This is a genomic window from Chryseobacterium binzhouense (assembly GCF_007474545.1).
GTDB classification, from domain to species: domain Bacteria; phylum Bacteroidota; class Bacteroidia; order Flavobacteriales; family Weeksellaceae; genus Chryseobacterium; species Chryseobacterium binzhouense.
On record NZ_VKOG01000001.1, the window covers coordinates 162,267 to 187,210 of the forward strand.

27 protein-coding genes are annotated in these 24,944 nt (G+C 34.6%); 13 read left to right on the plus strand and 14 right to left on the minus strand.

Annotated features, from left to right (window positions below):
- The first annotated feature begins 35 nt into the window (after positions 1-35).
- Positions 36-974 (plus strand): ribose-phosphate pyrophosphokinase, encoded by a 939-nt coding sequence (locus FNE73_RS00780; RefSeq protein WP_143882895.1) that lies wholly within the window; start codon positions 36-38, stop codon positions 972-974.
- A gap of 56 nt (positions 975-1,030) precedes the next feature.
- Entirely contained in the window at positions 1,031-1,666 is a 636-nt protein-coding gene (locus FNE73_RS00785; RefSeq protein WP_143882896.1) for a 50S ribosomal protein L25/general stress protein Ctc, read from the plus strand.
- A gap of 61 nt (positions 1,667-1,727) precedes the next feature.
- Here the strand turns inward: FNE73_RS00785 and FNE73_RS00790 are convergent, their stop codons facing one another.
- The gene (locus tag FNE73_RS00790; protein WP_143882897.1) at positions 1,728-2,555 is read right to left on the minus strand and encodes a GLPGLI family protein; all 828 of its coding nucleotides are present in this window, start codon (positions 2,553-2,555) and stop codon (positions 1,728-1,730) included.
- Between the two features lie 146 nt (positions 2,556-2,701).
- On the opposite strand from FNE73_RS00790, the gene FNE73_RS00795 reads away from it, so the two are divergent.
- The 6 genes from FNE73_RS00795 (at position 2,702) to sufD (ending at position 7,661) form a co-directional block, all read left to right on the plus strand.
- Positions 2,702-3,031, plus strand: a complete 330-nt coding sequence (locus FNE73_RS00795; RefSeq protein ID WP_089744592.1) for a HesB/IscA family protein — start codon at positions 2,702-2,704, stop codon at positions 3,029-3,031.
- A 76-nt stretch (positions 3,032-3,107) separates the two neighbouring features.
- Positions 3,108-4,556 carry a Fe-S cluster assembly protein SufB gene (sufB, locus tag FNE73_RS00800; RefSeq protein ID WP_143882898.1) on the plus strand — a complete coding sequence of 483 codons (1,449 nt, stop codon included), beginning with the start codon at positions 3,108-3,110 and terminating at the stop codon, positions 4,554-4,556.
- A gap of 144 nt (positions 4,557-4,700) precedes the next feature.
- Complete coding sequence (locus FNE73_RS00805) at positions 4,701-5,081, plus strand: GxxExxY protein (protein ID WP_143882899.1); 381 nt, start codon at positions 4,701-4,703, stop codon at positions 5,079-5,081.
- A 99-nt stretch (positions 5,082-5,180) separates the two neighbouring features.
- A complete protein-coding gene (gene sufC, locus FNE73_RS00810) occupies positions 5,181-5,924 on the plus strand; it encodes a Fe-S cluster assembly ATPase SufC (RefSeq protein ID WP_143882900.1) in 744 nt (247 codons plus the stop codon).
- 49 nt (positions 5,925-5,973) lie between these two features.
- Positions 5,974-6,261, plus strand: coding sequence for a four helix bundle protein (locus FNE73_RS00815; RefSeq protein WP_228429813.1), 288 nt, complete (start codon positions 5,974-5,976; stop codon positions 6,259-6,261).
- 95 nt (positions 6,262-6,356) lie between these two features.
- Entirely contained in the window at positions 6,357-7,661 is a 1,305-nt protein-coding gene (gene sufD / locus FNE73_RS00820; RefSeq protein WP_143882901.1) for a Fe-S cluster assembly protein SufD, read from the plus strand.
- A gap of 133 nt (positions 7,662-7,794) precedes the next feature.
- Here the strand turns inward: sufD and FNE73_RS00825 are convergent, their stop codons facing one another.
- The gene (locus tag FNE73_RS00825; RefSeq protein WP_143882902.1) at positions 7,795-8,721 is read right to left on the minus strand and encodes a DUF3078 domain-containing protein; all 927 of its coding nucleotides are present in this window, start codon (positions 8,719-8,721) and stop codon (positions 7,795-7,797) included.
- A gap of 161 nt (positions 8,722-8,882) precedes the next feature.
- Here FNE73_RS00825 and FNE73_RS00830 point away from each other — a divergent pair, with 161 nt between their 5' ends.
- The 4 genes from FNE73_RS00830 (at position 8,883) to FNE73_RS00845 (ending at position 12,830) form a co-directional block, all read left to right on the plus strand.
- The gene (locus FNE73_RS00830) at positions 8,883-9,650 is read left to right on the plus strand and encodes a rhomboid family intramembrane serine protease (RefSeq protein WP_143882903.1); all 768 of its coding nucleotides are present in this window, start codon (positions 8,883-8,885) and stop codon (positions 9,648-9,650) included.
- A gap of 29 nt (positions 9,651-9,679) precedes the next feature.
- Positions 9,680-10,789: a DNA-processing protein DprA gene (dprA, locus tag FNE73_RS00835; protein ID WP_143883791.1), complete on the plus strand. Its 1,110-nt coding sequence runs from the start codon at positions 9,680-9,682 to the stop codon at positions 10,787-10,789.
- A 192-nt stretch (positions 10,790-10,981) separates the two neighbouring features.
- A complete protein-coding gene (gdhA, locus tag FNE73_RS00840; RefSeq protein ID WP_143882904.1) occupies positions 10,982-12,340 on the plus strand; it encodes an NADP-specific glutamate dehydrogenase in 1,359 nt (452 codons plus the stop codon).
- A gap of 187 nt (positions 12,341-12,527) precedes the next feature.
- Positions 12,528-12,830: an iron chaperone gene (locus FNE73_RS00845; RefSeq protein ID WP_130914650.1), complete on the plus strand. Its 303-nt coding sequence runs from the start codon at positions 12,528-12,530 to the stop codon at positions 12,828-12,830.
- Between the two features lie 76 nt (positions 12,831-12,906).
- Here the strand turns inward: FNE73_RS00845 and FNE73_RS00850 are convergent, their stop codons facing one another.
- Together FNE73_RS00850 and FNE73_RS00855 are read right to left on the minus strand one after the other, a co-directional pair.
- Positions 12,907-13,395, minus strand: coding sequence for a YkgJ family cysteine cluster protein (locus FNE73_RS00850; RefSeq protein ID WP_143882905.1), 489 nt, complete (start codon positions 13,393-13,395; stop codon positions 12,907-12,909).
- Positions 13,376-14,365, minus strand: coding sequence for an ion channel (locus FNE73_RS00855; RefSeq protein ID WP_143882906.1), 990 nt, complete (start codon positions 14,363-14,365; stop codon positions 13,376-13,378). The genes FNE73_RS00850 and FNE73_RS00855 overlap by 20 nt, the downstream gene beginning before the upstream one ends.
- Positions 14,366-14,482: 117 nt before the next feature.
- On the opposite strand from FNE73_RS00855, the gene FNE73_RS00860 reads away from it, so the two are divergent.
- Positions 14,483-14,863 (plus strand): group III truncated hemoglobin, encoded by a 381-nt coding sequence (locus FNE73_RS00860; protein ID WP_143882907.1) that lies wholly within the window; start codon positions 14,483-14,485, stop codon positions 14,861-14,863.
- 10 nt (positions 14,864-14,873) lie between these two features.
- On the opposite strand, the gene FNE73_RS00865 is transcribed toward FNE73_RS00860, so the two are convergent.
- The 10 genes from FNE73_RS00865 to FNE73_RS00910 all read right to left on the minus strand — a co-directional run bounded on the left by FNE73_RS00865 (position 14,874) and on the right by FNE73_RS00910 (position 24,941).
- A complete protein-coding gene (locus tag FNE73_RS00865) occupies positions 14,874-15,944 on the minus strand; it encodes a calcium:proton antiporter (RefSeq protein WP_143882908.1) in 1,071 nt (356 codons plus the stop codon).
- 64 nt (positions 15,945-16,008) lie between these two features.
- A complete protein-coding gene (locus tag FNE73_RS00870) occupies positions 16,009-16,347 on the minus strand; it encodes a DUF6122 family protein (protein ID WP_143882909.1) in 339 nt (112 codons plus the stop codon).
- 7 nt (positions 16,348-16,354) lie between these two features.
- Positions 16,355-17,584 (minus strand): hypothetical protein, encoded by a 1,230-nt coding sequence (locus tag FNE73_RS00875; protein ID WP_143882910.1) that lies wholly within the window; start codon positions 17,582-17,584, stop codon positions 16,355-16,357.
- Complete coding sequence (locus tag FNE73_RS00880; RefSeq protein WP_143882911.1) at positions 17,584-19,626, minus strand: hypothetical protein; 2,043 nt, start codon at positions 19,624-19,626, stop codon at positions 17,584-17,586. The genes FNE73_RS00875 and FNE73_RS00880 overlap by 1 nt, the downstream gene beginning before the upstream one ends.
- Positions 19,627-19,635: 9 nt before the next feature.
- Positions 19,636-20,304 (minus strand): hypothetical protein, encoded by a 669-nt coding sequence (locus FNE73_RS00885; protein WP_143882912.1) that lies wholly within the window; start codon positions 20,302-20,304, stop codon positions 19,636-19,638.
- Positions 20,305-20,373: 69 nt separating this feature from the next.
- The gene (locus tag FNE73_RS00890) at positions 20,374-21,090 is read right to left on the minus strand and encodes a DNA alkylation repair protein (RefSeq protein WP_143882913.1); all 717 of its coding nucleotides are present in this window, start codon (positions 21,088-21,090) and stop codon (positions 20,374-20,376) included.
- A 15-nt stretch (positions 21,091-21,105) separates the two neighbouring features.
- A complete protein-coding gene (locus FNE73_RS00895) occupies positions 21,106-22,392 on the minus strand; it encodes a cation:proton antiporter (RefSeq protein ID WP_143882914.1) in 1,287 nt (428 codons plus the stop codon).
- Between the two features lie 21 nt (positions 22,393-22,413).
- Positions 22,414-23,049 carry a DUF4919 domain-containing protein gene (locus FNE73_RS00900; RefSeq protein WP_143882915.1) on the minus strand — a complete coding sequence of 212 codons (636 nt, stop codon included), beginning with the start codon at positions 23,047-23,049 and terminating at the stop codon, positions 22,414-22,416.
- Positions 23,049-24,278, minus strand: coding sequence for a GTPase HflX (gene hflX, locus FNE73_RS00905; RefSeq protein WP_143882916.1), 1,230 nt, complete (start codon positions 24,276-24,278; stop codon positions 23,049-23,051). The genes FNE73_RS00900 and hflX overlap by 1 nt, the downstream gene beginning before the upstream one ends.
- Positions 24,279-24,506: 228 nt before the next feature.
- A complete protein-coding gene (locus tag FNE73_RS00910; RefSeq protein WP_143882917.1) occupies positions 24,507-24,941 on the minus strand; it encodes an META domain-containing protein in 435 nt (144 codons plus the stop codon).
- Positions 24,942-24,944: the final 3 nt, after the last annotated feature.

Here is a 24,944-nt window from a genome sequence, read left to right on the forward strand (position 1 = left end):
TTTTTTTTAAATTTGCACAATCTTAAAAAGTAAAAATGGCTGATCAACAAAGTTATCTGTTTTCAACAAGAACAAGCAAGGATCTTGCAGAAAAAATCGCCCAGCATTATGGGAAAGAATTAGGAAAAATTATCATTCAGGAGTTCAGCGACGGAGAGTTTGAGCCTGTTTTGGACGAATCCGTGAGAGGAGGAAGAGTATTCCTTATCGGATCTACCTTTCCGCCAGCAGACAATCTTTTAGAACTGCTTCTAATGATTGATGCTGCTAAAAGAGCTTCTGCAAAAAGCATCACTGTTGTACTTCCTTATTTCGGACTTGCAAGACAAGACAGAAAAGACAAGCCAAGAGCTCCGATAGGGGCAAAACTGGTTGCCAATCTTTTAACAGCAGCCGGAGCGACAAGAATCATGACGATGGATCTTCATGCAGACCAGATTCAGGGATTCTTTGAGATTCCTGTAGATCATTTGTATGCTTCTACCATCTTTGTTGATTACATCAAAGACCTAAATCTGGATAATCTTACCATTGCATCTCCGGATATGGGAGGTGCCAAAAGAGCAAAAAATTATGCCGGTCACTTAGGAGCAGATGTTGTGATTGCTTATAAAGAAAGAAAAAAAGCAAATGTGGTAGAGGAAATGTTTTTAATTGGCGACGTAGAGGGTAAAAATGTTATTCTGATTGATGATATGATTGATACCGCAGGTACACTTTGCAAAGCCGCTGATATTTTAATGGAAAAAGGAGCAAAATCTGTAAGAGCAATGGCGACTCACGGAGTACTTTCAGGAAAGGCTTATGACAATATTCAAAACTCAAAATTACTGGAAGTTATTGTAACTGACTCAATTCCTGTAAAAACATCTTTGTCATCTAAAATAAAAGTGCTATCTTGCGCCCCATTATTTGCAGATGTGATGAAAATGGTACATGAGCACCAATCTATCAGCAGCAAGTTTGTTATATAACTCATAAACAGACTATTGCAAATTAAACTAAAAACAATTTTTTAAATTTTTTATAAATGAAATCTATTACAATTCAAGGTACAAAAAGAGAAAGCGTGGGCAAAAAGTCTACAAAAGCTTTACGTGATGCTGAATTAGTTCCTTGTGTTGTTTACGGAGGTGGTGAACCATTGAACTTCTCTGCAACAGAGAAATCTTTCAAAGGTTTGGTATACACTCCTGAAGCACACACGGTATCTATTGAGGTTGATGGTCAGACAATTCCGGCTGTTCTTCAGGATATTCAGTTTCACCCGATTACAGACAAAATTATTCATGCAGACTTTTACAGATTATCAGACGATAAGCCTGTTATCATGGAGGTTCCTGTAAGAATTACTGGTCGTTCTAAAGGTGTTGTAGCTGGTGGTGTTCTTCGTCAGTCTTTCAGAAAATTAAAAGTAAAAGCTTTACCTGCTAACTTACCGGATGAGATCGTGGTAGATGTTACTCCATTAAAGATTGGTAACAAACTTTATGTAGGTGGTATTAAAGCTGAAGGATATTCTTTTATGCATCCTGACAACGCAGTTGTTGTAGCTGTTAAGATGTCTAGAAATGCAATGAAAGGAGGTGCAGCAGCACAGGATGATGATGAGGACGAAGTAGAAGGAGAAGCTCCTGCAGCTGAAGAAACTACTGCAGCAGAATAAGATTTTCTTACTCTAAATATAAAAAAACCTGTCGCTTTGACAGGTTTTTTTGTTGACAATATTACAGCTCAATAGGATTACTGTTGTTTTTCACTTCTTCTTTTATTCTTTCCTCTATTCTTTTTCGCATTTCCGCAGGATTCTGACTACGGTTTCCGCCCATTCTCATCGGCGCAGAGATTCCTCCTGAAGACTGATTCATAAATGACATCGGATCAGAGATAAATTTTTGCTGCTGCTTGATATAATCTTTACGTTTTACCTTAACCACATTCCCAAACTGATTCATTTCCGGAAAATCTGAAATTTTATAATTTCTCATCAAATCAAAAGAATAATCACCTTTAGTATCTTCAACTTTCACTATCAATCCGGGTAATCCGCTGAATTTGTACGGTCCGTCCTGATACGGGAGATCTGTTGTAAACCATGCCGTCCACTTTCTTCCGCCAAAATCAGTTTCAGCTTTTTGTACTTTATAATCCCCTATTTTCATCGTCTCAGATAAGATTTTCCATTCTACAGGTCTGTCTTCTTCATAAGAATAAATATCTCTTCCTATCCTGTCTTTATAAATTGTTTTTTGATCTTTTTTACTTTTTTCAATTGAATAATTGATGGAAGATCTAAAATTTTGTATTTGTTCACGATTAAAACCTCTTGTACCAACACTTTGGAAACCCGCCCGAATCACAGAATCTCTTTTTATTCTGTTTTCAGAATAAAACATTGATTTTTCAGCTGAAATATCAAGATATGCATTTTCAGTTTTTACATCATTTTTATCTTCCGCATTAGGCTTCATCGTAACCTGATAAACAAACCTGTTGGCTTGGGCGAAAGAAAGCTGCGCAATGAGTACCAATGCAGCAAATCCTATTTTTTTCATTGTTCTTATTATTTAGTCTTTTGATTTTAAAAGAAATGTAAAGTTAAAGCTATCAATCATAAATATAGGTAAAATAAAAATGCTAATTTTTATTTCCTAATAATTGTTCGTATTTTTGCATAATTAAATCATTCTAAATAAATACAATGATAAAGGTTTCAGATCAAGCAAAGGTAAAAGCGGTTCAGCTGATGACAGAGGATGGCTTTAACCCTGCTGAAGATTATATAAGAGTTGGGGTAAAAAGTGGTGGATGTTCAGGTCTAGAGTATGTTTTGGGTTTTGATAATAAAAAAGAAGAAACCGATCAGATTTTTGAAGATAACGGAATTAAAATAGTTGTCGAAAAAAAATCTATACTTTATCTGGCAGGTACCACCTTAGAATATTCCGGAGGTTTAAATGGAAAAGGATTTGTTTTTAACAATCCGAATGCATCCAGAACGTGTGGTTGTGGAGAGAGTTTTTCTTTATAATTAGAAATTAGAGTCAGATTTGGAAAGCAGATTATGCGAAATCTAAATCTTAGCCTAAAATCTAAAAAATATCAAAATGAGTAAATATACTGAAGACGACCTTAGAGTCGATCTGGAAAATAAAAAATACGAATTCGGCTGGGAAACCAAAATTGATTACGAAGATTTCCCAACGGGTTTAGACGAAGATATTGTCCGCGCAATTTCTGCAAAAAAGGAAGAGCCGGAATGGATGACAGAATGGCGACTGGAATCTTTCAGGATATGGAAGAAAATGACAGAGCCGGATTGGGCAAACATTAAGTATGAGAAGCCTGATTTTCAGGCAATCCGATATTATGCTGCACCTAAAGTAAAACCTGAACTGGCAAGTCTGGATGAGGTAGATCCTGAATTATTGAAAACTTTTGAAAAATTAGGAATCAATATTGAAGAACAGAAAAGACTTTCGGGAGTTGCAGTAGACATTGTAATGGATTCTGTTTCCGTGAAAACAACCTTTCAGGATACATTAGCAGAAAAAGGAGTTATCTTCTGTTCAATTTCAGAAGCAATCAAAAATCACCCTGATCTGGTTAAGAAATATCTTGGAAAAGTAGTTCCGAGAGGAGACAATTTTTATGCAGCTTTAAATTCCGCAGTATTCTCAGACGGAAGTTTCTGCTATATTCCAAAAGGGGTAAGATGTCCGATGGAATTATCTACATATTTCCGTATCAATCAGGCAGGAACAGGTCAGTTTGAAAGAACACTTGTGATTGCGGATGAAGGAAGTTATGTATCTTATCTTGAAGGCTGTACTGCTCCATCCAGAGATGAAAACCAGCTTCACGCCGCAGTGGTAGAACTAATTGCTTTGGATGATGCTGAAATTAAGTATTCTACCGTTCAAAACTGGTATCCCGGAAATGAAGAAGGAAAAGGTGGTGTTTTTAATTTTGTAACCAAAAGAGGTCTTTGCGAAAGAAGAGCAAAAATTTCATGGACTCAGGTTGAAACAGGTTCTGCGGTGACGTGGAAATATCCGTCTTGTATCCTGAAAGGAGACGGTTCGATCGGTGAATTCTACTCTATCGCAGTAACCAATAATCATCAGTATGCCGACACAGGAACAAAAATGATTCATATTGGAAGAAATACGAAATCAACCATTATTTCAAAAGGAATTTCTGCCGGAAAATCTAACAATTCATATAGAGGATTGGTGAAAGTAATGCCTTCAGCAAAAGGAGCCAGAAACTTTTCTCAATGTGATTCTTTATTAATGGGTAACGAATGTGGTGCGCATACTTTCCCTTATATAGAAATTAAAGATCCTTCTGCACAATTGGAGCATGAAGCAACGACTTCAAAAATCGGGGAAGATCAGATTTTTTACTGTAATCAGAGAGGAATTGATACTGAAAGAGCAATTGCATTAATTGTAAACGGTTTCAGTAAAGAAGTTTTAAATAAACTTCCAATGGAATTTGCTATTGAAGCTCAAAAATTATTGGAGATTTCTTTGGAGGGTTCTGTAGGATAGTTTTTAACGCAAAGCAAGACAAAGTTTTTTTTAATTGTTTGAAAACATTTTAAAGTTAAACTATGCCGCTAAAGCTTAAGAAAGTAATACAATTTTATTTATCAGACATCAAGAACTTGTTTATCTTTACGAAAATAACATAAGATGAATGAAAACGAAATTTCAAAAATTGTATTCGAAAGCGGATTAAAAATTCACAGACAAATTGGAATAGGATTATTCGAAAGTGTTTATGAAGAATGCTTGTATTATAAAATTCAAAAAACTGGGTTAATAGTAGAAAGACAAAAGTTCTTGGACGTTACCTATGATGAATTAGTAATACAGAAAGCCTTTAAAATGGATCTACTTATTGAAAACAAAGTAGTTTTAGAAATAAAATCAGTAGAAAATCTGAACAGTTTTCATGCTTCTCAACTGAAAAACTATTTGAGATTGGGAAATTATAAATTGGGAATGTTATTAAACTTTAATTCTCAATTATTTAAAAATGGTGTCAAAAGAATTGCAAACGGTTTAGACTAATTGTATTTCGAAAATAAGTGAAACGCCATTGTTTAACTTAAAACATATACGCAACTTAAATCAGCTTGTTTAACCTTGCGATAATTTATATAAATTAAAATGTTAAATATTAAAAACTTACACGCCAGAATTGAAGATGGCGCTCAAATTTTAAAAGGTATCAACCTAGAAATAAAGCCGGGCGAAGTTCATGCAATCATGGGACCCAACGGAGCCGGAAAATCTACGCTTTCATCTGTTATTGCCGGAAAAGAAGATTATGAAATAACCGAAGGCGAGATTATTTTTGATGGTGAAAATATCATCGAAGATGCGCCCGAAGAAAGGGCTCATAAAGGCATTTTTCTTTCGTTTCAATATCCTGTAGAAATTCCCGGAGTTTCTGTAACTAATTTTATTAAAGCTGCAGTAAACGAAACAAGAAAGGCAAACGGATTTGAAGATATGCCTGCAAAAGAAATGCTGGCAATGATTCGTGAGAAGTCTGAGAAATTAGGAATCAAAAAAGATTTTCTTTCCAGATCATTGAACGAAGGTTTTTCCGGAGGTGAAAAGAAAAGAAACGAAATTTTCCAGATGATGATGCTGAATCCTAAATTAGCTATTTTGGATGAAACAGATTCTGGATTGGATATTGATGCTTTAAGAATTGTGGCAGACGGCGTTAATGCTTTTAAAAATGAAGGAAATGCAGTCCTTCTGATTACGCATTATCAAAGATTATTAAATTATATTCAGCCTGATTTTGTACACGTTTTAGCTAACGGAAAAATCATCAAAACCGGAGACAAGTCTTTAGCACTGGAACTAGAAGCTAAAGGCTATGACTGGCTTCTAAATTAATTTGAGATTCGATATTTGAAATTTGGAAGAGTTCAAGAAACTTTGCCAATTGATATATCAAAATTGCCTGCAAAATGAAAAATTTCTTAATCACGACAAATCACAAATCGACAGAGCAGCTGCTTCAATAATGGATAACATTGCTGAAGGATTTGAAAGAGAAGGAAATCGTGAATTTGTCAATTTCCTGACAATATCTAAAGGATCTGCCGGTGAAGTTCGTTCTCAGTTGATAAGAGCTTATGACAGACAATATTTAGACAGTGAAACATTTATAAACTTAAAAATGAAAGTATTGAGATTTCAAAAAAACTTTCGGGATTTATTACTTATTTGAAAAATTCAACCCATAAAGGAAATAAATTCAATCGAAATGATGACTGAGTAAAATTAGCAGTCGCAATTTCAAATCTCAAACTTCAAATTTCAAATATGTTATCAGAACAAATTTTAAACAATCACAGCGAATTCCTAGGCACACTCCGTCATCGTTTTTTAGATGATACAAGAGTTGAAGCATTGAGGAAATTTTCGCAGATTGGCTTTCCAACAAAGAAAGACGAAGAATATAAATACACCAACATTAGGGAAATCATTGAGAAAGAATATAATTTCTTTCCGAAAGAAAGCCATAATATAACAAAAGAACAGCTTGATGAGCTGCATTTAGGAGAAGAAAACTTTGACTGGATTGTTTTTGTAAATGGTAAGCTTCACAAAGAATTTTCTAAGATTTCTATTGAAAATGCAGAATTTTTATCTTTCAACTACGCTTTGAATGATGAGAATCACAAAGACGTTTTCGATCAGTATTTCAATACAATTGCTTCAAAAGATTTAGCTTTTACCAATCTGAATGAAGCCTACTGCAAATACGGATTTTTTCTGAAAGTCCCTAAAAATGTAGTAATTGAGAAGCCAATTCACATATTTTACCTTTCACAAAATCAGGAAGAAAATACTTTCTATAACACAAGAAATTTATTGATTGCAGAAGAAGGATCAAAAGTAGAAATTATTGAAAGTCACCACAATTTTGATGAAACGTATGTTTTCACCAACTCTGTAACGGAAATTTTCACCCACTCCAATGCAAAAGCAGACTGGCATAAGCTTCAGAATGACAATGATACATCTTATATGGTTGACCATACTTTTGCAAAACAGGAAAGAGACAGTTTGACTACAGTAAATACTTTTTCTTTCGGCGGAAAACTGGTTAGAAACAATCTTGATTTTATTCAGAACGGTGAAAATATCAATTCCTTTATGAACGGAATTACCATTATCGGAAAAGATCAATTAGTAGATCATCACACTGCTGTTCATCACAATCAGCCTAACTGCGAAAGTTACCAGAATTATAAAGGTATCTTTAAAGATCAGTCTCACGGGGTTTTCAACGGAAAAGTTTTCGTTGACAAAATAGCACAAAAGACCAATGCTTATCAGCAGAATAATAATGTTCTTTTAAGCGAAGGCGCTACGATTGATACAAAACCACAACTGGAAATTTTCGCAGATGATGTAAAATGTTCTCACGGCTGCACCGTAGGACAATTAAATGAGGATGCATTATTCTATCTGAGAGCAAGAGGAATTTCTAAAAAAGAAGCACAGGCGTTATTGTTATTTGCTTTTGCCAATGATGCGATGCAAAATATTGACATTGAACCTCTAAAAGAAAAAATTTCTAAACTTTTGACAGAAAAGCTCGAAGTAAATATTGAATTTTAATTTATTTCTAAAATACAAAAGTCCGTTTCATTAGTTATGAAACGGACTTTTTTTATGATTTCTCTGACTTTTCTGAAGTGATTCTTAGTATAGATTGTGAGTTATGAAACAATTCTTTTCATATTAGAGATTATCATTTCAGCCAAGTCTGATTATATTTTTTGGCAGAACGCTTCACCCCGTTATTAATATTATAGGCAAGCCCAATTCCCAATGTTTGTTTAAGCTGAGTTTTCTGAATCTGATTGTGGTCGTACATTACATCTACCGTAATTATTGAAGATATGTACTTATTGATCTTCATATTCAGAAGCATATTATACGAAAGAACCATGTGATCGGGATTTTCAAGATAATTAGAAAAGACAGATGCCGTATTGGTCATTTCAATATTTTCCATCAATTTTACTTTGTAAATCGCTGTTCCCAAAAAACCAAGCTGCATTAGGAAAAAATCTCCATCAGATTTCAAACCGTAATTTCCCGCCAGTTGCAATTCTTTATCCAGAACAAAAGTAAATCTTCCGTTGGCAGGTCTTAAGGTAACAGTAAGGTTTTCATCAGGTCTATACGTGATACCCAAACCGGCATTTACATAACCCGGCGCCATAAAATTTGATATTTTTTTAGCTTCAGGATTGTTACCGTCTTCAAAACCTCCCGAGAACTGTGAAAGTAAACTTGCTCCCGCAGACACATACCAGCTTTTTGAGAACTGTCTTCCGTAATTACTGGAAAAATTAATGACATCCTGAGTTTTTCTGGTTCCGATTCCTTTGGTTGTATTTTGTCCATAATTTAAAATAATGACATTTTCCCAAAGATTACGGTCTTTCTCATAGGTGAGATTATAATTAGCATTAGCGAGCCACCCAACATTATTGGCTCCTCCTCCTACCCAATTAGAAAAAGCTACCTGATTAAACAGAAGGCTGTTTTTAACATCAACAGACCAGTATTTGGGCTTCTCAATGGTATCAACAGCTGCAGAATCACTCACTATAACCTGTGCATAAGCACTCATTGCAGAACATAAAAATAACACAAAAAGTTTTTTCATGAAGTTGTGTTTACTTAGTTTAAAAATTAGATAAGAATGAATATTCTTAAGGTTTGAAAATCAAATTTATTACTTTTTGTCTCAAATAGCAACTTAAGAGACCAATCATCGCCAAAATTACCGAAATTTATCCTTGGCTTTTGATTTGACAGCATACAGGTATGATTAAAAATATAATTCATAAAAGAGCGGTTATTGTTCCGGTGATCATGATCGCAGCCATGTGGTTTGGATTTTTACTCCAAAGCATGGGCTTTTTTTCAAGTTGTTTCGGCGCCATTATTCCTCTGCTTCCGGAAGGCTTGTTTGGCATTATCACCTCACCTCTTTTACATGGAAATGTAGATCATATTGTAAGTAATTCTATTCCTATTATATTCCTTTTATTTCTTTTATATCAGTTTTATCCTGAGGTAGCTAACAAAGTTTTTTTATTAGGGTGGATCAGCAGCGGTTTTCTGCTTTGGATTCTTCCTCCTATAGATATTTTCACGGGTGAATATCTCTATACCTGTACAATCGGAGCCAGCGGAGTAGTCTATGTACTTGCATTTTTTCTTTTTTTTGCAGGAGTTTTCCGTTGGAATATGAAACTTCTTACTATTTCGCTTCTCGTTGTTTTGTACTACGGAAGCCTTATCTGGGGGATGTTTCCTGAAGAACTGTTCTATACAATGAACGAGCCAAGCAAAATTTCCTGGCAGGCTCACTTATCCGGCGCTCTTATAGGCAGCATTATGGCATTTATTTTTAAAAAATCAGGAGAAAAAAAGAAAAAATTTATCTGGGAATTTCCGAATTATTACAGTGAAAAAGATGATAAACTCTGGCAGGAATATAAAGAAAATAATCCTGACGATTTTCTGGAACTTCCGTATAAAAAAAGAGATGATATCTGGGATCATTTGGATGAACTCAGAAAGAAATAATTTGATTATTTTTGAAAATAAAAACACAGATGTATAAAGAAGATCATCTCTATTCTATCGCTTTAAGGCAGTGCAGTTACATAGGCGACATCATATTCAGCAAATTGGTAAGAACTTTCGGCAGCGCAAAAACTGTTTGGGAAACTACTAAAAAAGATCTTGCTGAAGTTGACGGGATTGGAAAAAAAACAGTTTCGGATATTGGTAATCCTGAACACCTGAAGTTTGCCGAAAAAGAATTACAATTTTGTGAAAAAAATTATATCCGCATCAATTTAAGGCATCAGAAAGACTTTCCGTTTCTGTTGAATGAATGTGATGATGCTCCTGCAATCTTATACCAAAAAGGAACTTTTGATCCTCATCTAAAATGTGTAAGCATTGTAGGAACAAGAAATATGACTTCCTACGGAAAAAAATTTATTGAAGATTTTTTCACTGAAACAAAGCACAGCAATTATCAATCAATAAGTGGTTTAGCATTGGGTGTTGATAAAGAGGTTCATGAATATTCTCTGGAAAATGGCATTCCAACTACAGCCGTTTTAGCTCATGGGTTTCATACTTTATATCCCTCAAAAAACAGAAAGCTTTCAGAGAAAATACTGGAAGAAAATGGAGCTTTGCTTACCGAATTTAATACTACCCGAAAACCTGACCGGGAAAATTTCATCCAAAGAAACAGGATTGTAGCAGGAATTTCACCAGCTACAATTGTTGTAGAAACAGCGTTTGGAGGTGGCTCTGTAAGTACAGCAACATTTGCAAACAGCTATAATCGTGATGTTTACGCACTTCCGGGAAAAATTACAGACAAATACAGCCAGGGATGTAATCAGCTGATATTCCAGCACAAAGCTACTGCCATTTCCACTATTAAGGATCTCAGAGAATCTTTAGGTTTGCATCAGTCATCAGAAACTACAGGCGAACTTTTTCCTCAGAGTACAGCTTCCATTCAGCTTACTGAAAATCAAGAAGAAATATACCGGTCTATTTTAGCCAATCCTCACATAAGTTTAGATGATTTAGCTGAAAAAAATTCTCTGCCTTCACACAAAATTTTACCTATAATTCTTGAACTTGAGCTTTTGGGCAAAGTAAAATCATTTTCGGGGAGACAATTTACAGCTTTGTAAGAATTAATGATTTCTTAATATTTCATTATTTCACAAATAACATTTAATTTTTAATAATATTTAAACAATAATTATCATACTTACAATATTATGTCGCATTATTATTCAATTTTCAACAAATAACAAATCAGCTATTGTGAATCTTGAAAAAAAAATTAAATTTGTTGAGATAATATTCAACCCTTACCTAATATGGAACAATATAATGTTGACCAGAAAATTCAGGAATTTATTGCAAAAATAGAAGCAAAAAACCCGAATGAACCGGAATTTTTACAGGCTGTAAAAGAAGTTGCCGTTACGGTAATTCCTTTTATTTTGACAAGAAAAGAATATACAGGCATGAAGCTGCTTGAAAGAATGGCTGAAGCTGAAAGAATTATTATTTTCAGAGTTCCATGGGTTGACGATAAAGGTGAAATCCAGGTAAACAGAGGTTTCAGAATCCAGATGAACTCAGCAATCGGACCTTACAAAGGAGGAATCCGTTTTCATCCTACCGTAAATCTTTCTGTATTGAAATTCCTGGCTTTTGAGCAGGTTTTCAAAAACTCTCTTACTACGCTCCCGATGGGCGGTGGAAAAGGAGGTTCAGATTTTGATCCGCAAGGAAAATCCGACATGGAAGTAATGCGTTTCTGTCAGGCATTCATGACCGAATTGTGCAAACATGTAGGTCCTGAAACAGACGTTCCTGCCGGAGATATTGGAGTTGGAGCAAGAGAAATCGGATATTTATTCGGTCAGTACAAAAAGATCAGAAATGAGTTCACCGGAGTTCTTACAGGAAAAGGTCTTGCTTACGGAGGATCATTAATTCGTCCTGAAGCTACAGGTTACGGTGTGGTGTATTTCGCAGAACAAATGCTGAAAACAATCGGACAGACTTTCAAAGATAAAATCGTTACGGTTTCAGGATTCGGGAATGTTGCATGGGGCGTAATCAAAAAAGTAAACGAATTGGGCGGAAAGGTTGTTACCATTTCAGGACCAGACGGTTACGTATATGACAAAGACGGAATTGAAGGCGAAAAAATTGAATATTTACTAGAGCTTAGAGCTTCCGGAAACAACAGAGCTGAAGATTACGCAAAAAAATATCCTTCGGCTGAATTCCATTCAGGAAAACGTCCTTGGGAAGTGAAATGTGATGTTGCGATTCCTTCTGCAACACAAAACGAGCTTGATTTTGAAGACGCTAAAATTTTGGTTGATAACGGATGTATGTGCGTAACTGAAGCTGCCAATATGCCTTCAACTCTGGATGCAATCAATTACTTCCTGGAGAAAAAAGTATTATTCTCTCCTGGTAAAGCGTCTAATGCAGGTGGTGTTGCTACTTCAGGTCTGGAAATGACTCAAAACTCCATCAGACTTAACTGGACTTCTGAAGAAGTAGATGCGAGACTGAAAGAAATCATGATCGGTATCCACAAAGCTTGCCGAGACTATGGTAAAGAGGAAGATGGCTATGTAAACTACGTAAAAGGTGCAAATATTGCCGGCTTTGTAAAAGTAGCCGAAGCAATGTTGGCTCAGGGAGTAGTATAAAAATATAAAAGGTCGGGAAGTTTTTCCGACCTTTTTTCTTAAAGCCTGTTCCCGGGAATAAATGGGAAAAAAGTAATAGTGAAAGTGAAAGCGTTGAAATTTTCAGCGCTTTTTTTTATTTTTAATAAATGAAAAATACGTATGAAACCTTCGAAGGATACTTTCTTCTTTTCCCGGCAGAACACAGATGAAACTGAAGGCTATAAGAGATATAGTACATCTACAGATTTCTAATGCGGAAGAATGTATTAGTTACCAAATGCCTGCTTTCAAATATAAAAATAAACCGCTGATTTATTTTGCTGCGTATAAAAATCACATTGGCTTTTATCCGCTTCCCGAGACGTTGAAAAAATTTGAAAAAGATTTTACTGAAAGAAAATACAGCTTTTCAAAAGGTGCAGTGCAGTTTCCTTTGGAAGAACAATTGCCTTTGGCTCTTATTGAAAAAATGGTACAATTCAGAATTGCTGAAATAGATGGAATTTAAGTTTTAAACTATTTATAATCAGCGCTATAATTTGATGAAAATGATACAATTGATGACTAAACTGCTGTAAGGAATACTATTTATTCAAATTTTTCATCATCCTTTCCACAAATTCAAAGGCAGCCGGACAAATCACTATATTTTTCATCATTAAATGATTGATCTGGTAGATTTTTTTACGGTCTGTGTGAGGATATTCACGGCATGCTTTAGGACGGACATCATAAATAGAACACGTGTTGTCATCATTCAGAAAAAAACACGGAAGATTTTGAAGTACTTTATCTTGATCTTCATCAACCCTCAGAAATTTAGATTCAAAATCCGACTGTTTCATCCGAAGGTGTTTTGAAATTCTCTCAATATCTTTCTCCGTATAAAGAGGACCGGTAGTTTTACAACAATTGGCGCATTGAAGGCAGTCGACTTTCTCGAAAACTTCGTCATGAACTTCCTGAACAATATAATCCAGATTTTTGGGTGGTTTCTTTTTTAAACCTTCTAAGAACTTCTTGTGTTCTTTCTGCTTCTGTGAAGCTTTTATTTTATACTGCTCTAGGTTCATTATTGTTTTTCAATTCAGAAAGAGGAATCTCTGCTTTCTGATAAATATTAAGTTTGTCTAAATCTAAAATTGTTGACTCATTGTTCTTGTCAGGATAAAACATCGGGATAAATTTAGCCCCGTAAATAATTTCATCCGAAACATAAGAAGTTCTCTGAACCACAGTATCTGAAAACACCTCATCAAATGCACGAACATGAACAATAATTTCGATATCCGTATTTTTAAAATCATCCGAAGAAAACCCGAAAAACGGTGATTTTTCGTCAATTTTATGAACAATCGTCCAGTTTAAAGCAAGGGTATTAATCTTACTGAGTTCTGTTTCCAGAATATAAAAATTGCTTTTTGTTGTACCGTTTTCTGTAATTTCAATAGCAGCAGAAAGGGTAACATCCGCATCCGTCAAAGCATTATTTTTAAATGGAGCCAGCCTGAACATCAATGCAGAAACACCCTGAAAAGGTGCTACAACAGCGATGTCAGAAAACCTCAGATAAGCTCTTGGTCTGGAAAATCTTCCGTAAAACAATCCGGTTGCAATGGCAAAGGTAAGCAAACCAAGAAAAGCCTCAAATGTAGCGACAAGACTTGCCGTAAATCCTACAGGAGCAATTCTTCCGTAGCCAACCGTTGTAAAGGTTTGTGAACTGAAGAAAAATACATCTACAAACTCATTCAGTGGAGTGCTTTTATCAATTCCCGTAAGATGCTCTACTCCAATTAAATAATATATGAAGGCAAAGATCAGATTGATCAGAACATACATCATAATCAGATAAGAAATAAACTGAAATGAAGAAAGATTCAGCATCGTATGATACCAGCTCAGACTGTTGAATACATTCACACCACGCCTTTTCACATTAGGAAAACCGTTTTTATTGATAAACCTTCCTGAAGAAGTAGCACCGAAACCGCTGTTTTCTGTATTTTTCTGAACAATTTTTTTCCCGAAACCTCTTGCCATTTTATATCATTTGTTTTAATCGTACTGTATCAATCTGCAAAGATAAAATAATGTTTTTATGAAATTTATCAATCCTGAAATCATATTTCATATTTTATTTTAGCCTAAATTTGATAGATGAAAAAGCTCGAATCAAGAGAAGATATAGAATTGCTGGTTAATTCTTTTTACGCAAAAGTTATTAAGGATGAAACGATTGCATTTTTCTTTACCGACATCGTAAAAGTAAACTGGGATCTTCATCTTCCAAAAATGTACTCTTTCTGGGAAACTATTTTATTTGGACAAATGAGCTATAAAGGAAATCCTATGGCTGTACATTTCCCTGTCAATGAAATTGCTGCAATGGAAAAAAGACACTTCGAACAGTGGCTGAAACTTTGGAAAGAAACCATTTCAGAAAATTTCCATGGTGAAAATGCGTCCATGGCAATCACCAAATCTGAAAATATTGCCAAACTGATGTCTTATAAAATGGAAATGGCAAGAAAAATTTAATCAAAAATATTTACGGCACAATTACGGTAAAAATATAGGCTGCCAGATTGACCAGCAATACTGTTCCGTAAAGAATATTGGTTTTTCCCCGGCTCAGAGAGAGCATTACGATAAAAACAGATAAAGTAAGCAGAATAATATCTTTTTTATCTAAACCTAAGACCAAAGGGATATCAAACATAATGCTTACCGCAGAAATAGCAGGAATACTGAGACCGATACTCGCTAAAGCCGAACCCAATGCCAAATTTAAACTTGCCTGAAACTGATTGTTTCTTGCTGCACGAATTGCCGCTAAACTTTCAGGAAGAAGAACAACCCCTGCAATTATGACTCCAACCAGCGATTTCGGTGCTCCTACACTCTGCACAAGATCTTCAATCGTTTTGGAAAGACCTTTTGCCATAAGAACAACAACAATCAGGCAGATTACCAAAAATAAAAAGCTTATTATTGTCTGAGATCTTGTCGGAACATAATACTCCTGCGCAACAGAATCTGCAGGTACAAAATAGCTTCTGTGTCTCACCGTCTGAACCATCAGAAAAACTCCGTAAATAGCGAGACAGGCAAAGGAAACAAAAATTAATTGTGCTGTATTGTAAAATGGTCCGTTAACACTGGAAGTAAAGTTGGGTAAGATTAAGGTGATGACAAGAATAGAAACAATACAAACCAGATAAGTAGTTGCAGAAGTACGTGCAAAAAACTGCTCAACATACTTTACGCCGCCTACCAACATACAAATTCCCAGAATACCATTAAGGATAAGCATTACCGCAGCAAAAATCGTATCTCTTGCCAATGTAATTGCTTGCGCACCACCTGCAACCATTAAAGAAACGATGAGAGCGACTTCAATAATGGTAATACACAGCGCCAGAATAATCGTACCATACGGCTCTCCCACTTTGTGCGCAACAACTTCTGCATGATGTACCGCAGACAGCACACTGCCGGTAAGTAAAATCCCGGCAACAATATCATATCCTGCACCCATACCAAGAAATCCGGAAAGGTAATAAATCACGGAAAGAATCGGAAAAACAAATGTATAATGTAAAATTTCTTTCAATTTCATAGGTTCTCTAAAATACAAAATTTTCGATCAATAATGAATTATCAATGGCAATTTATATTGAATATTAATGGCACCACCATTCAAAATCCTGAAAATCAGTAAACATGTGAAAAAGAAGTCCTATAGCAATAATCCGGAGATTTCCTTTGAAAAACAGCAGCAAAAAATAAACTGCGATTGCGTAGTAAGAATGCAAAAAATGAAATCCTATACTTGCCCGGTTCGGATCAAAGACCGGGTCTGCAAAAAGATGATCCAAATCTACAAGCATTGTCGCCAATAGAATAAAATAAACCCTCTTCCACCTGCTTCGGTAAAACACAAAAGCAATGACGGCAGGAAACCCCAAATGTAAAAAATAGTGAGTGAAATTTTTGAGTAAAACTATTTCAGGCGGGCACATCTTTATATTATTGAAGGATTAAAGGAAGTTTTTCGTCTTTCAGCTTCAATTTAAGAAAAAAATCCTGTCCTTTATTTCCATAAAAGAAATATTCAATGTCTTTCAGAAACTGAAAATCGTTCAATCCTTTATAAAAAGAAAACAGCAGCGGATTATTTTTAATTAAAATAAAATTTTGTCCTTTTTTCTGACTGTGTAAATTCTGTTCTGTAACAGACTTTATCAAAAGGCTATTATCAGACTGATACACTTTATTAGGCTGAAAAGGAATACCGGTAAATTCATTTTTATCATTGATCAAGTTTCCTGATTTAAAATATTTCCATGTTTTTGCAGGATCCTGCGTTTCTAACTGAATCATGTAATCCGGCTGCACAATTTCCTGATAACTGATCTTTTCGATCTCATTAAAATCATCATCGTATCCGTAGCTGATTATCGTATCCTTTACCTGCTTTAGTTTCGCATTCATTTTCAGATAATTAACTTCAGATAAATCTTTAAAGAAGTCCGGTAAAACTTTATCAAAACCCTTGATATTCTCTTTATCTAATTCCGCATTGATAAAAAGATCTTCTTTACTGAGCTGCGAAATAAAAGATGTATAACTTTCAGAATTTGAGGGGTTTTTAATTTCAATTACATGATCTTTTAATTCAATTGAAAAATTACGGGTTCTTGTTCCGGAAATAAAAGACAGGCTTCCGGTTCCTTTTTCCATAAAATGATCTGCATTCAGCTTTTTATCTCTAAATATACCTTTAAGCGGCTTACCGATCTTTTCAAAACTTTGACCGAAAATTCCTGCGAAACATTTCTGATTTTCAATTTTAATATAAAACTGGTTTTTAATATACAGATTTTGTCCTGATTTTTTAAAATTATATTCTTTCAGAAAAGCTGAAAGTTTTTGGGCATTTTCAATCTCAAAAACAGTGTACCATTCAGTAAGTTTAGAGTTTTTAAGATGAAAGATCTGCAAAAAATCAGGAATTTTTAAACCTGCATTAAAAACCGACCTTTTTTTCTCGCTGTCACTGCTTTTATCAAACCATTGAGAGGGATGAGCAATGAATGCTGAAAGATATTGTCTTGTGAGTTTCTTTTTGTCAATCAGAATTACTGCATCCGCATTTTCCGGAATAAAATTCAGGTTTTTATCTTTGTGATACAACAGAAAATAAATTCCGGCTGAGAACAAAAACAATGCTGCAAAAGCAATAATTCTGCGTTTCATTATAAAGTCTGTGATGGTTTTTCTTCCTCAGAAATTTTGTACAGCTCATCAAATAGATCAAAGAAATACATCAGGCTGTTTTCTGAAGAATTTTTGATGTTATAGTTGATTTCTGTCTGAATACTGTCATTTTTTACTTCAGTTTTAAAATAAAGCTCGCCCATATTTTTTCTTACTGCGTTGAGCATTTTTCTTTCAGAAACAGTTTTAAATTCTTTATCAAGACCCATCATCAATTTCTGAATATCCAGTCTTCCTGACAAAGGATATTTCACCGAATCTTTCATCCATTTTTTAGAAATATCTGACTGATTCTGCTGGTTCAGAGTATTTTTGGATGTCGTAAAATAGACAATTCCGTCTTTTACAGTAAAAAATAACTGATCTATATATCCGTTGCTGTTTTTTTCATCTTTAAACACATAAAAATCTCCGTCTTTGGTAATTTTTTTTGCCAGATCTTTATTATTGGTGATTACATTAAATATTCTGTTCCAGTATTTTTCGTTTTCTGTAGCGAAAGCAAAAGTGAAATCAGGAACAACAATATCTTTGGTTTTCTTTACCTCTTTTTCGTTATAATCTTCGTCATAAGTATAATCTGTATATTCTACATTTTTCGTTTTAAGCTCATTCACTACAAAAATTCCGTTTCCGGGAGCGATTTTAGCAATTGCTTCTTCGTCCAGAACAATTTTCATGGTTTCCATTACAAGCTGTATTTCTTTCTGATATTCTTTGTCTCCGGAATTCTGCATCAGATCATACATCAGATCAAAATATTTATATCCGTTGATATTCATCACATAATAGCCTACACTTTTGTCATTGATAAGAGAAGCCAGCTTTTTGTTTTTCTTTCCTCTGTAAACGTCAGAAATACTTTTGCGTAATTCTGTATTTTTATTCTGATGATTGTTGACAATACGTACTTTATCCTGATCAAAATACAGATTGTACGCAGAATTGGATCTGGAAAGCTTCCCTAAAGTATTCATAAAGCCAAAACTTTTAGGCATATTTCCGTACACAATATCGTATACAATTTTTTCGTAATCTGCATATACAAATGCGTCTGAATTGGCATCTCTGAAGCTGAGCATATTTTTATCAACCTCCAGCTCAAGATTTGAACTGAAGTATTGGTCAAAATCATCTTCTGCAAACTTTTTTACGATTTTAAATTTTGCTATACTGATCGAATCCATTCGTTTCTGAAATGCTGAATCTATTTCAAAAGCATCATCTTCGTAATAATCTTCCTGAGAAAGAGGCGGTGCAATTTCCGCTTCATCATTTTTATAATTGGTATCTGCTGTTTCTTTTTTTTCTTCTGGATATTTATGGTGTTTTTCAAGATATTTTATATCCTTCTGAAGTTTCAGGATTTCAGCATTATTTTCTTTAATGCTTTCTTTAAGGTATTTGATATCATCCTTCAGATATTTGATCTCTTCTTTATAATCAAAAGGTTTTTCTGCTTCAGCATAAGCACTGTCTATAACAGTCACAGCACTGTCAACGACAACAGATGCGCTATCTGCTGCATATTCATCATTCCAGATATTTTTTTCTCTGTTATGATACCTGATGAATTTCAAAACAGCTTTTTTATCATTCCATGCTACAAAAATATTGTCTTCTATATCCACGTAAGAATAGTTGCTTTTGTGGCTGACTTCTAAACCATTCTTTTTTACCGAATTGATAAACTCCTGAAACTTCACTTTATTGTCTAAAGTGACATGTGTTGTGTAGGACTGCACAGAATCGTTAATTACTGCATAATGATACTGAGGCGTATCATATTTTATCCCTGTTTTTGAATAATCATTCCAGGAAAACTGTTTATTTTCTTTTTTATTAATTTCTTTTAGAATAGGATTGAATTTATCCCAGTTAATTTTTTTATTGAGCTGCTTTCCGTTGATTTCCATATAAAAAACGGCATCCTGCGGTAGTTTTGCACTTTTTTGCGCTATAATATAGCTGAAACTTAAAACAAAAAGTAAAATTTGTATTTTTATAACAAGAGATTTCATGGTAAGATATTATTGTAAAAGAATTGTATTTTGAATTTGTTTTTTCTGAAATATAAAATCCAGAATTTTTCCTTCCTGTTTCAGAGCCTTTTTGTTGGGAGACATTTGATAAGATGGATTAGACTGCGATTGTATGCTGTTTTGAAACTGTAAAATCGAAATATATTTAGCATCGGTAAAAACTTCTTTATCGGCTTTACTCAGTTGCTCATATTCCTTTTTAAAAGTGCTGACTTTGTTTTTGGAAAAAGTTTTTTTGGCTGAATTATGGCTGTAAATCTGTGTAGGAAACATGTTACCCAAAATATCTTTAGCTTTAAGCTGTGCAAGCCCTGCATTGATATCTTCAATTTTTCTGAAATTGCAGCTAAGCTTGATGATGTAGTTCTCAAAATCCAAAGTAGCTTTCACATTTGAAATTCCCAGAGTTGTCCTGAAAATTTTGGCTGCTTCATTTATTTTGGCTTCAATTTCAGATTTTTTCGGAACTTTTTTACCATTGATGGTTTCCATTTTCGAAATAGAAGCCAACCTTGTTTTGCTTTTGCTCGCATTCAGAATAAGAGAATATTCCCCGCTACCATCAGCTTTTAGATTTACTTTATCCAAAATATCAAAACAACTGGTCAAAAGAAAAAGGGGAATCAGCAGAACAACCTGCTTTATATTGATTTTCATTAATTTATTTTAAGATTCAAACTTAGTATTTTTATGTTGTATCTAACGGTGATGAAGGTTATTTTTCAATTAAATTCTTCCTTTCAGGTAATCCTGCCGAAGATTTTCATCTAATTTTTCAATCGCATACCGTAAGCAGGTTCTCGGCATTTCCTGATAATGCTGATTAAGAAAACCGATGAGTTCTGCCTGACTTTTATTGCCCATTTCTCTTAAAAGCCAGCCATTTGCTTTGTGCATCAGATCATGAGGGTAATGCAGATTCTGCTGTACAAATTCTTTAGTCAGTTCAAAAAAACCTTTCTTGATGTGATACATTGTTCCTACCACCGCTATCCGTTTGTGCCACATAATCTCTGATGAAGACAATTTACGGAGAATTTCTTCTTCCTGATTTTCAAAAGCATATCTTCCCAGAATTTTGTAGCAGCTTGTATCTACCAAATCCCAATTGTTGATATACTGTAAATGATTTAAATAAAAATCTACTATTGCTTGTTTTACCGATTGCTCTTTTGATTTTTCAAATTGATAAACCAATATAATTAAAGCAGTCAGACGATGCTCATGATAAGGTGAGGAAAGCAGTTTACTTAACTCTTTTAAAGTTGTTTTAGAATAAAACTCTTTTGCTACTTTTCGCTGGTCGGGGACAGTAACTCCCAAAAACAAATCACCTTCTCCATATTCTCCTTTCCCGGTTTTAAAAAATTTAGGGAAAAATTCAGCCTTTTCAGGAATCGCTAAATCTGTAAGCGCAGTTTTGATTTCATCAATAATATTCATCTGAATAATAATTAATTAGTAATTTTCATCTAAAGCAATACTTTCCCGATCCTGATCTTCATTTTCAATTTGTTTAGGATTGGCTACTTTAACAATAGTAAGTCCCTGAACAACAATTGAAAAAACCACTACACAATAAGTAATGCTTAAAATAATATTACTATATTCTCCTTTTGGTATCGACATTGCCAAAGCTATAGAAACGCCACCTCGAATTCCACCCCAAAACAATACTTTAATCGTTTGAGGGCTGAATCTGTTATGCAAAGACATAAATCTCGTGGGAGCCCAAATCGAAACAAATCTGGCAGCCAACACCACAACAATTCCCAACAGACCTGCAATGATGTAATGATTCAAATCTTTAATCATCAATAATTCAAAACCTATAAAAAGGAAAAGTACTGCGTTGAGAATCTCGTCAATCAATTCCCAAAATTTGATCAGATAATCCTGAGTAACAGATTTCATTTTGAAATTCACATTAAAATTGCCCATAAACAATCCCGCAGCAACCATCGTAAGTGGTCCCGAAATATGCAGATGTCTTGCAACGAGATAACCGCCCATGACAACAGCCAATGTGACCAAAACCGAAATAATATAATCATCAACTTCGCGCATAAGTCTTGAAGTAATGTAGCCTAATACAACTCCTAAAAGCAATCCTCCACCAGCTTCTTTTATCAGAAGCATCGTAATACTTTCTATTCCCAAATCTACTTCTCTTCCTATTGCCAACTGCAGAACTACCGTAAAAACCACGACTGCCATACCATCATTAAATAAAGACTCTCCGGCAACCTTTGTTTCCAAAGATTTTGAAACTTTTGCCTGTTTCAAAACACTTAAAACTGCTACCGGATCTGTCGGCGAGATAAGCGCACCGAAGAGAAGGCAATAAATAAATGGCATATTGATTCCCAGAAAAGGCAAGAGGTAAAACATACCGAACCCGACAACAAAAGTAGAAATTACAACTCCTGCGGTGGAAAATATCAATACAGGACGGAACTGTTCTTTAAGATCGTTGATATTAATATGAATACCACCTGCAAAAAGAAGGAAATTCAGCATCGCACCCATCAATACCTCAGTGAAATCAATGCTGTTCATCAGATTATTGAGATGATTAAATGTTTTTGGCAAAAAACTCTGCCCGAAAACAACCAGAATGATAGAAACTATAATGGCAATCACCATGATTCCGATTGTGCTGGGAAGTTTCAGGAAGCGGTAATTAATATAGGCAAAAATAGAAGCGAGTACAATAAGTACTGAAAATGAATAATATAATTCCAAATTATGTTTGTTGTTATTGCTTTAGTTTAAAAAATCTAAATAAAGAATTTTAATGTGAACTTTAAGATCATCCTTCGACCATACATCAATCACGGAATCTTTATGCGTTATAGAATTCCGCTTAAAATCCTGTCCGATGTTTAAAACATTGAGCAGAATATATTCGTCACCCACCGAATTGACCACGAAAGCTGTTTTTTCAGATTTTCCGTCTCCGGAACCTTTAATGGCTTCGGTAAGCAGCCTTAATTGATTCAGATGATGCACAAAGTTACTGCCGTCTTTCAAAGAATCATAGGCTCTCAGCAAAATAAGAATTACATCCAGGTTAGAAGGGTCTTTGCCATAGAGAACCTTTCCAAGCTCAACACATTTCTGAAAATCTCCCGTTTTGAAGGCATCTGCAAGTTTTGCAAATTCATCATCTGTAGAAGAAACTTTATTTTTGATGAAATTCCTGCCGTAATATAGATGCTGCGCTTCAATACTGTCCAAAGATTTAGGATATCCTTTGAATTTAAAAATCAGTTTTTCATAGCCGTAGCCAGATTTCGGATTGCTGATATTTCTCTCAATCTGTTTTAAATTAAGATCAGTAAACTGAGCGATTCCCAACAGAGGAATGATAAGAAAAATGAATAAAAATTTACATTTCATCAATTCTTATTTTCGTTTTCCTCTTCGTCATTATCAAAGAATTCGAAAAGGAAATCATTGTAAGGAAATCTAGAAATATGAATCTTCATCACCTCATCATAGACCAGTTTTTTCATTTCCGGGAAATTTTCTTTCGTTAATGCTGAAATGAATACTGTTGGATGTTTTGATTTTGCCATCCACGTATTTTTCCATTCTTCCAGAGATACGTTTTTTCTGGAACCCGGAGTAAGATCGTCTTCATCTTTCTTTTCGTAACTGAAATCATCAATCTTATTAAAAACCATGATCATCGGCTTTTGATGAGCATTAATTTCCATCAGAATCTGATTAACAGACTCAATATGATCTTCAAAGCTTTCGTGTGAAATATCCACCACATGAACCAAAAGATCAGCTTCACGCACCTCATCCAAAGTAGATTTGAATGATTCTACCAGCTGAGTCGGAAGTTTACGGATAAAACCCACCGTATCTGTCAGCAAAAAAGGCAGGTTTCCAATAACAACCTTTCTTACGGTAGTATCCAGTGTGGCAAATAATTTATTCTCGGCAAAAACTTCTGATTTTGCCAATGCGTTCATCAAAGTAGATTTTCCTACATTGGTGTATCCTACCAAAGCAACACGTACCACTTTTCCGCGGTTGTTTCTTTGTGTCGCCATTTGCTTGTCGATGGTTTTCAGTTTATCTTTCAGCAAAGTAATTCTGTCACGAATGATCCTTCTGTCGGTTTCAATTTCAGTTTCACCCGGACCACGCATTCCGATTCCCCCTTTCTGTCTTTCAAGGTGGGTCCACATTCTGGTCAACCTTGGGAGAAGATATTGATATTGTGCCAATTCCACCTGAGTTCTTGCATAAGAAGTCTGCGCTCTTTGTGCAAAAATATCCAGAATAAGATTAGTACGGTCTAAGATCTTAACCTCCATTTCTCTTTCAAGATTCTTAAGCTGCGAAGGTGAAAGTTCGTCATCAAAAATGACTGTTCCGATCTCATTTTCTTTTACATATTCTTTGATCTCCTGTATTTTTCCGCTTCCAACAAAAGTTTTGGAGTCAGGCTGCGTTAATTTTTGAGTAAAACGACGGTCGACACTGGCTCCTGCCGTGAAAGCAAGAAACTCCAGTTCATCCATATATTCAATCAGTTTATCTTCATCCTGCTGTTGAGTTACAACGCCTACCAAAACTGATTTTTCGTAATTGTGCTGTTTTTTTTCTAACATTAAAATCTGTCTGTTTTATGAGTTTCACAAGATAATATTTTTTGTAATCAAATACAAATTATAATTCACATCTTATGGTAAAAATTAAATTAAAACACTTATGAGGAGTTAAGATAAAAATTTAAGATTATTCATTTTGAATCATATTGAAATTTTTAACGCAATATCTTTAATTGCTCTTATTTTTTAATCTACAAAGGCGTTAATATATTGTGCATATTCAAACAATCAGTCCCAATCTGCAGCTATGAACTTCATTTTATTTCCTTTTTCGTCATATAGAGTTAAAAAATTACCTTCAATCACAAAGTTTTGCATTTTTTCAAAATCTCTGGAAAATTGTGACTCCAGCTCCATTTTTTCACAAGCCATCAATGTACTGCCCAATCCTGAAATTTCAATTCTTTTTTTTGATTTAATTTCAGCATTAAAAAACATCCTGTTACAGCCCATAAAGGCAGTTCCGGTTATCTTATTTGCATCTGAAATTTTTGTGAGATTGATTTCAGCTTTACTGTTCGTTAATTCTTCTTTAGAAAAATCTTTATATGAAACCAGCATCCACTGTCGGTGAATATTTTGTTCCGTAACCTTTACCGATGCGCAGTTTAGGCATAAACCAAAGCATAAAAACATTATAAATATTGGGAAAATTCTCTTCATAAT

Excerpts from the sequence above, each read along its gene's own strand:
- FNE73_RS00785 (WP_143882896.1), top strand. The coding sequence starts at position 1,031 with ATGAAATCTATTACAATTCAAGGTACAAAAAGAGAAAGCGTGGGCAAA.
- FNE73_RS00910 (WP_143882917.1), bottom strand. The coding sequence starts at position 24,941 with ATGAAGAGAATTTTCCCAATATTTATAATGTTTTTATGCTTTGGTTTA.
- FNE73_RS00860 (WP_143882907.1), top strand. The coding sequence starts at position 14,483 with ATGAAAAAGCTCGAATCAAGAGAAGATATAGAATTGCTGGTTAATTCT.
- FNE73_RS00795 (WP_089744592.1), top strand. The coding sequence starts at position 2,702 with ATGATAAAGGTTTCAGATCAAGCAAAGGTAAAAGCGGTTCAGCTGATG.
- FNE73_RS00780 (WP_143882895.1), top strand. The coding sequence starts at position 36 with ATGGCTGATCAACAAAGTTATCTGTTTTCAACAAGAACAAGCAAGGAT.
- FNE73_RS00900 (WP_143882915.1), bottom strand. The coding sequence starts at position 23,049 with ATGAAATGTAAATTTTTATTCATTTTTCTTATCATTCCTCTGTTGGGA.
- sufB (WP_143882898.1), top strand. The coding sequence starts at position 3,108 with ATGAGTAAATATACTGAAGACGACCTTAGAGTCGATCTGGAAAATAAA.
- FNE73_RS00830 (WP_143882903.1), top strand. The coding sequence starts at position 8,883 with ATGATTAAAAATATAATTCATAAAAGAGCGGTTATTGTTCCGGTGATC.
- FNE73_RS00790 (WP_143882897.1), bottom strand. The coding sequence starts at position 2,555 with ATGAAAAAAATAGGATTTGCTGCATTGGTACTCATTGCGCAGCTTTCT.
- FNE73_RS00855 (WP_143882906.1), bottom strand. The coding sequence starts at position 14,365 with ATGGCAAGAGGTTTCGGGAAAAAAATTGTTCAGAAAAATACAGAAAAC.
- FNE73_RS00850 (WP_143882905.1), bottom strand. The coding sequence starts at position 13,395 with ATGAACCTAGAGCAGTATAAAATAAAAGCTTCACAGAAGCAGAAAGAA.
- sufD (WP_143882901.1), top strand. The coding sequence starts at position 6,357 with ATGTTATCAGAACAAATTTTAAACAATCACAGCGAATTCCTAGGCACA.
- FNE73_RS00880 (WP_143882911.1), bottom strand. The coding sequence starts at position 19,626 with ATGAAATCTCTTGTTATAAAAATACAAATTTTACTTTTTGTTTTAAGT.
- hflX (WP_143882916.1), bottom strand. The coding sequence starts at position 24,278 with ATGTTAGAAAAAAAACAGCACAATTACGAAAAATCAGTTTTGGTAGGC.
- sufC (WP_143882900.1), top strand. The coding sequence starts at position 5,181 with ATGTTAAATATTAAAAACTTACACGCCAGAATTGAAGATGGCGCTCAA.
- FNE73_RS00845 (WP_130914650.1), top strand. The coding sequence starts at position 12,528 with ATGAAACTGAAGGCTATAAGAGATATAGTACATCTACAGATTTCTAAT.
- dprA (WP_143883791.1), top strand. The coding sequence starts at position 9,680 with ATGTATAAAGAAGATCATCTCTATTCTATCGCTTTAAGGCAGTGCAGT.
- FNE73_RS00865 (WP_143882908.1), bottom strand. The coding sequence starts at position 15,944 with ATGAAATTGAAAGAAATTTTACATTATACATTTGTTTTTCCGATTCTT.
- FNE73_RS00825 (WP_143882902.1), bottom strand. The coding sequence starts at position 8,721 with ATGAAAAAACTTTTTGTGTTATTTTTATGTTCTGCAATGAGTGCTTAT.
- FNE73_RS00890 (WP_143882913.1), bottom strand. The coding sequence starts at position 21,090 with ATGAATATTATTGATGAAATCAAAACTGCGCTTACAGATTTAGCGATT.
- FNE73_RS00870 (WP_143882909.1), bottom strand. The coding sequence starts at position 16,347 with ATGTGCCCGCCTGAAATAGTTTTACTCAAAAATTTCACTCACTATTTT.
- gdhA (WP_143882904.1), top strand. The coding sequence starts at position 10,982 with ATGGAACAATATAATGTTGACCAGAAAATTCAGGAATTTATTGCAAAA.
- FNE73_RS00805 (WP_143882899.1), top strand. The coding sequence starts at position 4,701 with ATGAATGAAAACGAAATTTCAAAAATTGTATTCGAAAGCGGATTAAAA.
- FNE73_RS00875 (WP_143882910.1), bottom strand. The coding sequence starts at position 17,584 with ATGAAACGCAGAATTATTGCTTTTGCAGCATTGTTTTTGTTCTCAGCC.
- FNE73_RS00885 (WP_143882912.1), bottom strand. The coding sequence starts at position 20,304 with ATGAAAATCAATATAAAGCAGGTTGTTCTGCTGATTCCCCTTTTTCTT.